At 43.7% G+C, this 11304-nt stretch carries 11 protein-coding genes and 1 pseudogene; 7 read left to right on the top strand and 5 right to left on the bottom strand.

Annotated elements, in window-relative coordinates; genetic code table 11:
• Positions 1-305: Mov34/MPN/PAD-1 family protein (locus LC574_RS08315; protein ID WP_229452798.1), on the top strand; the 305-nt coding region annotated here is incomplete at its 5' end.
• A gap of 2 nt (positions 306-307) precedes the next feature.
• Here the strand turns inward: LC574_RS08315 and LC574_RS08310 are convergent.
• On the bottom strand, positions 308-502 hold the full coding sequence (locus tag LC574_RS08310; RefSeq protein ID WP_229452789.1) for a hypothetical protein: 195 nt from the start codon (positions 500-502) through the stop codon (positions 308-310).
• 553 nt (positions 503-1055) lie between these two features.
• Between LC574_RS08310 and moeB the strand changes: the two genes are divergently transcribed.
• Positions 1056-2231, top strand: a complete 1176-nt coding sequence (gene moeB / locus LC574_RS08305; RefSeq protein ID WP_229452800.1) for a molybdopterin-synthase adenylyltransferase MoeB — start codon at positions 1056-1058, stop codon at positions 2229-2231.
• Positions 2232-2715: 484 nt separating this feature from the next.
• Here the strand turns inward: moeB and ftsH4 are convergent, their stop codons facing one another.
• From ftsH4 to LC574_RS08290, 3 genes are all read right to left on the bottom strand, one after another.
• Positions 2716-4581, bottom strand: coding sequence for an ATP-dependent zinc metalloprotease FtsH4 (gene ftsH4 / locus LC574_RS08300; RefSeq protein WP_229452787.1), 1866 nt, complete (start codon positions 4579-4581; stop codon positions 2716-2718).
• 91 nt (positions 4582-4672) lie between these two features.
• A complete protein-coding gene (locus LC574_RS08295) occupies positions 4673-4858 on the bottom strand; it encodes a DUF2949 domain-containing protein (protein WP_229452785.1) in 186 nt (61 codons plus the stop codon).
• Between the two features lie 47 nt (positions 4859-4905).
• The gene (locus LC574_RS08290) at positions 4906-5100 is read right to left on the bottom strand and encodes a hypothetical protein (protein ID WP_229452776.1); all 195 of its coding nucleotides are present in this window, start codon (positions 5098-5100) and stop codon (positions 4906-4908) included.
• 613 nt (positions 5101-5713) lie between these two features.
• Here LC574_RS08290 and LC574_RS08285 point away from each other — a divergent pair.
• From LC574_RS08285 to LC574_RS08275, 3 genes are all read left to right on the top strand, one after another.
• Positions 5714-5866, top strand: coding sequence for a hypothetical protein (locus tag LC574_RS08285; RefSeq protein ID WP_229452774.1), 153 nt, complete (start codon positions 5714-5716; stop codon positions 5864-5866).
• Positions 5867-6167: 301 nt separating this feature from the next.
• Entirely contained in the window at positions 6168-8399 is a 2232-nt protein-coding gene (locus LC574_RS08280) for an integrin alpha (protein WP_229452772.1), read from the top strand.
• A gap of 42 nt (positions 8400-8441) precedes the next feature.
• Positions 8442-8726 (top strand): hypothetical protein, encoded by a 285-nt coding sequence (locus LC574_RS08275; RefSeq protein WP_229452771.1) that lies wholly within the window; start codon positions 8442-8444, stop codon positions 8724-8726.
• Positions 8727-8955: 229 nt separating this feature from the next.
• Here LC574_RS08275 and LC574_RS08270 read toward each other — a convergent pair whose 3' ends face one another.
• Positions 8956-9399 carry a molybdopterin-binding protein gene (locus tag LC574_RS08270; RefSeq protein ID WP_229452769.1) on the bottom strand — a complete coding sequence of 148 codons (444 nt, stop codon included), beginning with the start codon at positions 9397-9399 and terminating at the stop codon, positions 8956-8958.
• A 341-nt stretch (positions 9400-9740) separates the two neighbouring features.
• Here LC574_RS08270 and LC574_RS08265 point away from each other — a divergent pair, with 341 nt between their 5' ends.
• Positions 9741-11033 (top strand): APC family permease, encoded by a 1293-nt coding sequence (locus LC574_RS08265; RefSeq protein WP_229452767.1) that lies wholly within the window; start codon positions 9741-9743, stop codon positions 11031-11033.
• Positions 11034-11187: 154 nt separating this feature from the next.
• Positions 11188-11304, top strand: a pseudogene (locus LC574_RS08260) (glycerate kinase); the annotation flags it as partial.

Raw genomic sequence — 11304 nt, 5'->3', positions numbered from 1 at the left:
AAGCGACGGCTGAGTTTGTAGGGGAACGCACAGCAGAAAGTAAAAGACGGCAATATGCGATCGCACCCGAAGTTATGTTAAAAACACAAAGGGAAGCACGCAACAGATCGCTCAACATTATCGGCATTTTTCACTCCCACCCAGATCATCCTGCTATCCCTTCAGAATGCGATCGCCTTTACGCTTGGCAAGGATACTCGTATATAATAGTCTCCGTCCAAAACGGCAAAGCTGGAGAACTCCAAAGCTGGAGCCTTGATGATACTCATCAGTTCCAAGCAGAGGCAATTGAAAATATAATTTAAATTTACTGTTGCCTTCCTTTCTTTTCATCCAGTGCTTTTTGAATAGCTTCTCTACAAAATTCAGGAGGGTCATCTTGTGCTTTGACCGCTTCTTTCATTGATTCAGTGCATCTAAAACTGATATTAGCTGTCATGGGTTCCTCGCCCTTTGGTTGTATCGGTTCTAAATTTTCAGGACTTCCTTTAGGGTTTGGCATTATTGCGAAATCTAAATAAAGCTTGAATTGTCTGTATACAAATAATTACACTCTTTAATCGGTGGTGATAACAGTCAGCAAAACAGTTCACCACCGATACCACTTTTAAGGAATGGTAACTCTATGTTTACACGTTCGGAACTCGAAATCAAAACATACACCCAAGAGAAACTGCTAGCTTTGCATAAAGCGAAAATGTATCTTGAAATGGCTATCGGGTTGCTGAGTCACTAATTATCCATTAATCTTTTTTAGCTAACTCCCTTTTAGGATGAAGGGAGTTTTTTATGTTTCTATTTTTGATATTTTAAAAATAAAAATTAATATCAATCTTTCAATACAGGTTATACGTCTGAAGTTCTCTAAGATAGTGAGATTGAGACTCTTTGCTAATACAAGTGAGCTAGGGATACAGTACACGAGCCTAGTGGTAAACTAGAGTATTACTAGTAAAAAACAGCTAATAGAAGTACCTAAATTTACTTCTAGGCACTAAATTACTATTTTAATACTAGAATTACTAGATTAAACCTTGAAACTATTGGTACATGGTATGTCGCTCAATCCCAATCTGGAAGAAATCCAGTTGACCAAAGACGATTACGAACGCTACTCCCGACACCTGATTTTGCCGGAAGTAGGATTAGAAGGACAGAAGCGCCTGAAAGCTGCCAGTGTCCAGTGTATCGGTACAGGTGGACTAGGTTCACCACTACTTTTATATTTGGCGGCGGCGGGTATTGGACGTATCGGGATTGTCGATTTCGATGTTGTCGATACTTCCAACTTACAACGCCAAGTAATCCACGGTACATCCTGGGTAGGTAAACCTAAGATTGAATCGGCAAAAAACCGCATTTACGAAATTAACCCCTATTGTCAGGTTGATTTATACGAAACCCGCCTAACTTCCGAAAACGCCCTGGAAATCCTTCAACCTTACGATATCGTGGTGGATGGTACTGATAACTTCCCCACTAGATATCTAGTTAACGACGCCTGCGTATTGCTGAATAAGCCCAACGTCTACGGTTCAATTTTACGCTTTGAAGGACAAGCTACTGTATTTAACTATCAAGGTGGGCCAAATTATCGTGACCTTTTCCCAGAACCACCACCACCAGGGATGGTTCCCTCTTGTGCAGAAGGTGGCGTATTGGGAATTTTACCCGGAATTATTGGTTTAATTCAAGCAACGGAAACTGTCAAAATTATTCTGGGACAAGGTAATACCCTAAGTGGACGCTTGCTGCTATACAACGCCTTAGATATGAAATTCCGGGAGTTGAAGCTGCGTCCTAACCCGATTCGCCCAGTGATTGAAAAGCTGATAGACTACGAACAATTCTGCGGAATTCCCCAAGCTAAGGCAGAGGAGGCTAAACAGCAGATGGAAATGCAAGAAATGACCGTTAAGGATTTGAAGGAGTTGCTTGATAGTGGTGCGAAGGATTTTGTACTGCTAGATGTCCGCAATCCCAATGAGTACGACATTGCCAAAATTCCTGGTTCAGTGTTAGTACCCTTACCAGACATTGAAAATGGCAATGGCGTTGCGAAGGTGAAGGAAATATTAAACGGTCACCGCTTAATTGCTCATTGTAAGATGGGCGGGCGATCGGCAAAAGCCCTCGCTATTCTCAAAGAAGTTGGGATTGTTGGGACGAATGTCAAAGGCGGAATTACCGCTTGGAGTCGAGAAATTGATCCTTCTGTTCTAGAGTATTAAAAACGCAAAGTAACGCAGAGGTACGCAAAGTTATTCTCTGCGTACCTTTGAGTTTAAAACCTGACTTTCTTACAGCTATTTTCAGGTAAATAGACCACGCGGTAGGGGTTTAGCAATGCTCATTGGTGTCAACTTACAGCATTTTTCAGGTATTTAGACCACAGATGAGACGGGGAGTGGGGAGTGGGGAGTAGGGAGTAGGGAGTGGTGTAGTTCAATTACTTGAAAAGCGCTGTAAGCTAGAAATGGCTTAACTGTTGGCTTCCTCACCCGCCCTGAACTGAAGTTCAGCGGCTTATAGCTAAAGTCTACTAAAGTAGACTAAAAATTTTTCGGATTATTTAGTCATCAAAAGATGACTTTCGCTATTAGCAAGGAACTTCAGTTCCTTGCGGGACATGGCTTTTACGTTAAGTTGACACGTATGAGCAATGCGCTTTACCCCTACGATAGATGTGGTTCAAATACATGAAAACTGCTGTAATTACGAATTAGCTACAGGTTTAATCTGACCCAGCAAACTGTGCAGTTTTTCGCCTTCAATGACTTCTGTTTCTAAGAGTTGAGTAGCGATCGCTTCTAGCAAGTCTCGATTCTGTCTAAGAATATCTAGGGCTTGTTCGTGGGCTGTTTCTACGATTTCCTTGACTTCGCTATCAATAGCTTTCGCTGTGTCTTCACTCACCGCCCGCCGGGGATTACTAGCGCCATTACCCAAAAACATCGATTGTTGTCCTTGTTGGTAAGCCAGTGGCCCTAAGACTTGGCTCATACCATCAGTTGTTACCATCCGTTCTGCCAAGTCAGTTGCTCGTTGCAAATCGTTGGAAGCACCTGTTGTAATACTGTTAAACACAATCTCTTCGGCGGAACGTCCACCTAATAGAGTTGCAATCTGACCCCGCAGTTCATCTTCATTCATCAAAAAGCGGTCTTCAGTTGGTAATTGCAGAGTGTAGCCCAAAGCTGCCATTCCACGGGGAATAATCGAAATCTTTTCTACGCGACCGTTTCCTGTTGTTAGGGCCCCGACCATTGCGTGACCAACTTCATGGTATGCAACAATCTTTTTCTCAGTCTCGTTCATCACTCGACTCTTTTTCTCTAAACCGGCGACTACCCGCTCAATTGCTTCGGCAAAGTCTTCTTGAGCAACGCTTTCACGGAGATTGCGAGCTGCTAATAATGCCGCTTCATTCACCAAGTTTGCCAAATCTGCGCCAGCAAAACCAGGGGTACGAGTAGCGATCGCTCTTAAATCCACATCATCTCCTAATTTTACCTTTTGAGCGTGAATCTTGAGAATTGCTTCCCGACCAGATAAATCGGGACGATCTACCAACACCTGGCGGTCAAAGCGGCCTGGACGTAGCAATGCAGAGTCAAGGCTTTCGGGGCGGTTGGTAGCTGCTAGTACAATCACCGTTGCATCCCCAGCTGCAAATCCGTCCATCTCCGTTAGTAACTGGTTGAGGGTCTGTTCTCGCTCATCGTTACCACCGTAGAAGCCGTTACTGCTACGAGATTTACCAATCGCATCCAATTCATCTATGAATACAATACAGGGAGCCTGTTTCTTTGCCTGCTCAAACAAATCCCGCACTCTGGAAGAACCTACACCGACAAACAATTCCACAAACTCCGAACCAGAGATACTGAAGAATGGAACTCCTGCTTCTCCTGCTACGGCTTTCGCTAAAAGTGTCTTACCAGTACCCGGAGGGCCAACTAACAATACACCTTTAGGAATCCTAGCGCCAATTTGCGTAAATCGTGCCGGAGTCTTGAGGAAATCCACAATTTCCACTAACTCAGTTTTCGCTTCTTCTACCCCAGCCACGTCTGCAAAGGTGATTTTAGCTGATTCGCCTTCAACGTAAACCTTAGCTTTGCTCTTACCAATGGAAAGCGCACCTTGGGGACCACCACCACCACCACGGGCGACAAAGAATTGCCAAATACCAATAAAAATCAGTGGTGGAATCACCCAACTTAAAAGAGTTGTAAACCAAGTATTCTTCGGTGGAGGTGTAGCAGCAAATTCAACTCCCTTTTGTTCTAGCAGTTTAGGTAACTCTAAATCAAAGATTGGTGTAGTTGCAAACACCTGGGGCGGCTCGGCATTTTCTGCTTTTAGTTGGTAAATAATCTGGTTTTGACCAACGGAAACGCGGCTAACTTCCCCTTCTTGTACTTGATGAATAAATAAGCTATAGGGAACACCACTCGGGCCAGAAGCAAATAAACCAGGCAAAAATAAATTTAAGAGCAAAAATAGCCCTGATACTGCCAGTAATATATTAGCAATGATCCGAAACCGAGGTGACTTAGGCTGTTCTTTAATTGGCATTGATGTTACTAATCCTTAAAATGAAAACTGTTGAGAATGTGACTTTCACAGAAAGTCTGTTATTTACCATCCAAATAGTTGAAGCAGCAGCTTATACTGTTTCCAACCAATCAAAAATTTGGGCTAACTGATCCAGTGTTACCAGTCCATACTGCCAGAGGGTCATAGCCAGAAAGTTGGGGGTCTGCTCACAATGTCGCAAAGCAAGAGAAATTGCTCCACCAGAAATACCCAACTCTTGTTCTAAAAAATGCACCAATTGATCTGTAGCTTTCATAACCATGTTAATTAAATCTTATTTCTGACTTAGCTCAAGAAACTTGATTAAACACCAGTCAAGATTTCCAAAGCTATAAGAGATATAAACCCAATCACCGCCAAGCGACCATTGAGCTTTTCGGCATACTTAGTCAAACCAAGCGTATATTCTTGCCTGATGTACATCCAAGGTGCTGGCGTACCTGCCCAAACTAGGCGATGGGCTACGCGTAAAGTCGTTGAATTTGTCTTGTTCCTCAAGGATATTACCGATTCTCATAATTTCTACCGTTTAGCAATGTTTGCAGCATTTTTTTATTTATGTAACTAAACTTAACAATTAAATTAATCTTTGGGAACTAACGAGCAAATACGGTTTACCGTACTCAAAGAGTTTACACGACTCGAAATGAGAAAACTTTAGTGAAGAGAATGCTGTCAAAGAAGACGCAGAGATTCTGAGAGGCAAAGATAAATCTCCGTGTTCTCTTTCATATCCCCGTGTAATGTTCATTTTTCACCAATAATTTATATCTTTAGATAGATACGTACACAATCTGGAGAGAGCAATATCTACGATGGTCACTGAGCTTGTCGTTCGCGCAGCGTCTCGTAGAGAAGTGCGGGCTACGCTTACACAAAAACTTTACTTTGCACGTTATAAAGTTAACTATAACTTTACCAGAATTACATTTAGCCTATTGACACTACTTACATATTCATCAGAGTATCTAAGTGTTTTAAAGGATATCAAAGTATTTTAAAGATTTAAAAGTCAAGTCCTTTGACTAAATGATACCCAAAGACTGCTACTAACATAATTCCTAATTAAATTTCTTAATTACGAATTACGAATTACGAATTACGAATTATCATGTGCAGTCCAATTTTAGAGGGTAGTAATAGCGATCGCATTATCTACGATACAGTGAATAAGCGGTTATTCTACAAACCCAAAGCCTACCTGGTTGTGGAAGTAGCAGTCAATTGGCAATTCTTAAATAGTGCAAGTCATCGAAGGGGATAACGGGAAATATCCCCTTGTCTGGTCCTTTGCTTGTCCGTTGTCTTTTCATGAACACGGAACTTCAAGCTTAGAACCTTAAAGCCCACTCCCCAGGGCTATTTCGTTCTAGACAGAAACCGCCCAGAACTGAAGTTCACAGGCTTTTAGCTAAAGTCCGTTAAAACGGACTAGAACTTTTTCTCAGTCGTCTTTAGACGACTTTCGCTATTAGACTCAGAATTCATTCTGAGGCGGACTAGATGAGAATGAAATAGCCCTGGCCCACTCTCTGACTAACAATAAATAAACACAGGAGAAAATCATGGCTAATTCATTCTTCAATTCCCTTAACCTCTCTGATTTGAATGGCACTAATGGCTTTATAATTAACGGCATTGCAGCAGATGACAACTCAGGCTACTCAGTCAGCAATGCGGGGGACATCAACAACGATGGCATTGATGACCTGATTATTGGGGCATATGCCCATGACAACGGCAAAGATTTTCCTGGGCAAAGCTATGTAGTGTTTGGGGGGACAAATCTGGGCAGTGGCGGCACCCTCAACCTCTCTGATTTGAATGGCACTAATGGCTTTATAATTAACGGCATTGCATCAAATGACTCTTCAGGCTCCTCAGTCAGCAATGCGGGGGACATCAACAACGATGGCATTGACGACCTGATTATTGGGGTACCACTTGTCTCCCCCAACGGCAACTTTTATGCTGGGCAAAGCTATGTAGTGTTTGGGGGGACGAATCTGGGCAGTGGCGGCACCTTCAACCTCTCTGATTTGAATGGCACTAATGGCTTTAAAATTAACGGCATTGCAACAAATGACAACTCAGGCTGGTCTGTCAGCAATGCGGGGGACATCAACAACGATGACATTGACGACCTGATTATTGGGGCAGGGTATGCCTCCGCCAACGGCAACTCTGAAGCTGGGCAAAGCTATGTAGTGTTTGGGGGCAAGAATCTGGGCAGTGGCGGCACCCTCAACCTTTCTGATTTGAATGGCACTAATGGCTTTTTCATTAACGGCATTGCAGCATATGACTACTCAGGCATCTCAGTCAGCAATGCAGGGGACATCAACAACGATGGCGTTGACGACCTGATTATTGGGGCAGTAGGTGGCAACCCCCGTAATGCTGGGCAAAGCTATGTAGTGTTTGGGGGGAGGAATCTGGGCAGTGGCGGCACCCTCAACCTCTCTGATTTGAATGGCACTAATGGCTTTTTCATTAACGGCATTGCAAAAAATTACTTTTCACAGTGGTCACTCAGCAATGCGGGAGACATCAATAACGATGGCATTGACGACCTGATTATTGGGGTACCAACTGCCTCTCCCAAGGGCAACGGTGCTGGGCAAAGCTATGTAGTGTTTGGGGGGACGAATCTGGGCAGTGGCGGCACCCTCAATCTCTCTGATTTGAATGGCACTAATGGCTTTTTCATTAACGGCATTGCAGCAAATGACTACTCAGGCTCCTCAGTCAGCAATGCGGGGGACATCAACAACGATGGCATTGACGACCTGATTATTGGGACACCTGTTGCCTCCCCCAACGGCATCTCTAATGCTGGGCAAAGCTATGTAGTGTTTGGGGGGAGGAATCTGGGCAGTGGCGGCACCTTCAACCTCTCTGATTTGAATGGCACTAATGGCTTTTTCATTAACGGCATTGCAGTATATGACCAATCAGGCATCTCAGTCAGCAATGCGGGGGACATCAACAACGATGGCATTGACGACCTGATTATTGGGACACTAGGTGCTGGGCAAAGCTATGTGGTGTTTGGGGGAACGAATATTCCTAGTAGCAACACCTCTGTCAACCTGACTGGAACTCGTGGTGCAGATAAATTATTTGGTTCACCAACCAACAATATCATCGATGGGTTAACTGGTGACGATACCCTAACAGGCAACGGCGGTCAAGATAATTTTTTTATTCGCCTTGGCGATCGCAATGACATTATCACCGATTTTGGTGGCGTTGGTAAAGGTATAAATCCTTCAGCACAAGTCATTGCAAATTTTGACACCTTGCAATTTACAGGTATTGGTTTAACTGCCCAAAATCTGCAATTAACTCAAAATGGTAATAACTCAGAAGTTACCTTTGAAAATGTGGCTTCTACCAAAGTCATTCTGCAAAACTTCAAATTAGAAAACCTCGATAATCTGTTTGCTTCTCAAGCAAGCCCTGCGATTGGCAATATCCTGTTTAATAGGCAAAGCAACATCGCCGACAGCTTTGATGTCTTGAATGCCAACTCTACTCAAGCTAGCATTTTCAACAAAAACACTGTCACCTTCCTCAATGACTTAAACAATAATATCGCAGGTTTTGATAACTCCAATGATGTGATTAATGGTCAAGGGGGTAATGATATTATCAATGGCTTGAGTGGCAATGACCTGTTGCGAGGCGGGTCAGGTGATGATATTCTCATCGGTGGATTCGGCAATGATACTCTTGTGGGTGGTGTAAGCAATGATATTCTGGTTGGTGGTGTAGGTTCTGACAAATTCCTTTAGAACACCGATGCTGCTTTTGTCCTGAGTGCTGTTGGTGTAGATGTGATCGCTGATTTCAACAGTTCCGAAGGTGATAAGATTATTCTAGATAAAACTACTTTTAGTGCGATCGCTTCAACTCCAGGAACAGGTTTTAGCAAGAAGAGTGATTTTAAAATCACCAGTTCCGGGGCGACTAGCACGGCGAAAATTATCTACGACGCTGTGAGTGGCCAGTTGTTCTACAACCAAAATGGCAGTGTAGCAGGTTTTGGCAGTGGCGGTCTATTTGCAACTCTCACTGGTTCGCCAACTCTGAGTGCATCAGATTTTGTCGTGCAAGCGTAGGAGCATACAAATGTTATCTGTGTCAACATCTGTAGGTTAGCATCGCGGTGCATAGGTGTCAAATTAACGTAAAAGCCATGCCCCGCAAGGAACTGAAGTTCCTTGCTAATAGCAAAAGTCATCTCTTGATGATATATATACTTAATTTATCTTGCAGATTTCCCAGATCAAAAATTTTAGTGGTGATAATTCATCTTTTTAATGTCCAACGCCTAAAGTCAAGGTATTTCTATTCTCTAGCAATGACAATATCGTTAGATTTAATGACCGCATAAGCTTCTTTTCCCTCAGATAGTTCCAACTCTTCTGCGGAAGCTCTAGTAATAATCGAGGTTAATTCTACTTTATGAATAATCTCTAAAGTCACCTCACTATTAACTGCTCCATAAACAACTCGTTTAATAACACCTTTAAGAATATTGCGAGAGCTAACTTTTAGTGATTTCTTTTGAATACTACTTTCTATCTCAGGCTTTTGAGTGTAAATATATTCCTGTTTCTCCTGCTGAATTGGTGGTGATATCGGTGCTGATGAGTGCTGATTAAGGCTACGCACGAGTTCTCGCAGAATCTCAGTCTTACTGCGTTGAGACTGTTCGCAGAACTCCTCCAGAATCTTCCGCTCGTCCTCTGAGGTTTGAAATGTAACCCATCCTTGTTCTTTTCTTGGCATAATGTTATCAGTTTTGGTTATTCTTGGTATGATTCTACCAAGTATCAATTCGATGTGTTGTTTTAATAAAAATATTTTTTTTGGAAGGATTTTCTTGATTTTTATAGAGAATTCGTCAACTAATCCCATACATTTAACTACATAAATATTTATTTTTTGTAGGGACAAAACAATTTGTTACTTAATATTAAGTGCGATCGCTAATTTTGTACCAATTTAGTTGGTATAAAATCTATGCTGACTTAAATTGGGATCAAAATTATGATTATCTGCAAACCTTTCTGTCGTGATATCCTCACTGATGAACACTACATCTTACAATCTAAACAGGGAGATCAAAGATGTCCGCCACAAATTCTCCACCCCAACTGAAACGAGAGTTAGGGGTTGTTGGTGCAACCTTGATGGGACTGGGTTCGATTGTCGGGACGGGTGTATTTGTCACTATCGGGATTGCAGCAGGGATTGCAGGGCCTGCGGTAATTTTGGCGGTAGCAATTGGGGCAATTGTTGCCACCTGTAATGGACTCAACAGCGCCCAGTTGGCAGCTAATCATGCTGTCAGTGGTGGCACTTATGAATATGGTTACAGATATCTTACCCCCGCATTGGGCTTCACCGCCGGTTGGATGTTTTTGGTAGCAAAGACTGCCTCAGCCGCAACCGCCGCTTTAGGTTTTGCTGGTTACTTACTGAATACTGGGGGTTTGAGTTCCAGTTGGGTAGTTCCTACAGCTCTCTTAACTGTAGTGATAATGACGTTGGTTGTCTTAAGTGGTATCCGCCGCTCTAATGTTACCAATACGGTGATTGTGTCGGTAACGCTGCTATCTTTAGGCTTCTTTATCCTGGCTTGTCTACCCCGTGCTGCCGAAGTGGGAATTGAGAATTTGACACCTTTTTTCAGAACCTCCCCAGCAGCAGTACTTCATGCTAGCGCCTTGATGTTTGTCGCCTACACAGGTTATGGGCGCATTGCCACAATGGGAGAGGAGGCACGCTCCCCAAGGGAAACGATTCCTAAAGCGATGATTGTCTGTCTGCTGCTGACAATGTTGCTTTACATGGCAGTGGCGATAGTTGGTATTGGGGCTGTGGGGGCAGATGTCTTGGGTAGTAGCACCGGGCAGACGGCAGCGCCCCTAGAAGTGGCAGTCCGCAGCGTTGCCGGTTCCGGTGGTGCTTTGGTTTTAGGGATTGGTGCGGTGACAGCCATGCTAGGCGTACTATTGAACCTGATTTTGGGCTTATCTCGTGTGTTACTGGCAATGGGACGGCGTTCAGATGCTCCAAAATTCTTAGCGCGGCTTAACCAACAACAGACAACCCCATACTGGGCTGTGATATTTGTAGGAATAGCGATCGCTCTATTAGTACTGTTGGGTAATGTCAAAACTACCTGGTCGTTTAGTGCCTTTAGTGTTTTAATTTATTACGCAATTACCAGCTTCGCCGCCTTGCGTCTTACGCCATCAGAGCGACTCTATCCTGTATGGGTAGGTTGGTTAGGTCTAGTAAGTTGCCTTTTCCTCGCTTTCTGGGTAGAATCTACGATTTGGCAAGTAGGTTTAGGGTTGATTGTCGCAGGGTTAATCTGGCACAAAATTCGCCGAGCGATCGCCCAAGTACCATGAAGGAGGCAGGGGGCAGGGGGAGATGAGGGAGTGAGGGAGATGAGGGAGATGAGGGAGATGAGGGAGTGAGGGAGATGAGGGAGATGAGGGAGATGAGGGAGATGAGGGAGATGAGGGAGTGAGGGAGATGAGGGAGATGAGGGAGATGAGGGAGATGAGGGAGATGAGGAAGCAGGAAGCAAGAGAAGCGGCGTTAGCAGATGGGTTGAGGGCAAAAGCTTTTGGGATCACGCCGGAAAATGTGGATGAAGTGATAGAAAAGCGATCGCAT

Origin of the sequence: Nostoc sp. CHAB 5715 (assembly GCF_020829685.1) — a bacterium.
Lineage (GTDB): Bacteria > Cyanobacteriota > Cyanobacteriia > Cyanobacteriales > Nostocaceae > Nostoc.
The sequence above is the reverse complement of the archived record's forward strand: the minus strand, read 5'-3'. Positions and strand labels throughout refer to the sequence as shown.

Excerpts from the sequence above, each read along its gene's own strand:
- moeB (WP_229452800.1), top strand. The coding sequence starts at position 1,056 with ATGTCGCTCAATCCCAATCTGGAAGAAATCCAGTTGACCAAAGACGAT.
- LC574_RS08280 (WP_229452772.1), top strand. The coding sequence starts at position 6,168 with ATGGCTAATTCATTCTTCAATTCCCTTAACCTCTCTGATTTGAATGGC.
- LC574_RS08270 (WP_229452769.1), bottom strand. The coding sequence starts at position 9,399 with ATGCCAAGAAAAGAACAAGGATGGGTTACATTTCAAACCTCAGAGGAC.
- LC574_RS08265 (WP_229452767.1), top strand. The coding sequence starts at position 9,741 with ATGTCCGCCACAAATTCTCCACCCCAACTGAAACGAGAGTTAGGGGTT.
- LC574_RS08295 (WP_229452785.1), bottom strand. The coding sequence starts at position 4,858 with ATGAAAGCTACAGATCAATTGGTGCATTTTTTAGAACAAGAGTTGGGT.
- LC574_RS08285 (WP_229452774.1), top strand. The coding sequence starts at position 5,714 with ATGTGCAGTCCAATTTTAGAGGGTAGTAATAGCGATCGCATTATCTAC.
- LC574_RS08310 (WP_229452789.1), bottom strand. The coding sequence starts at position 502 with ATGCCAAACCCTAAAGGAAGTCCTGAAAATTTAGAACCGATACAACCA.
- ftsH4 (WP_229452787.1), bottom strand. The coding sequence starts at position 4,581 with ATGCCAATTAAAGAACAGCCTAAGTCACCTCGGTTTCGGATCATTGCT.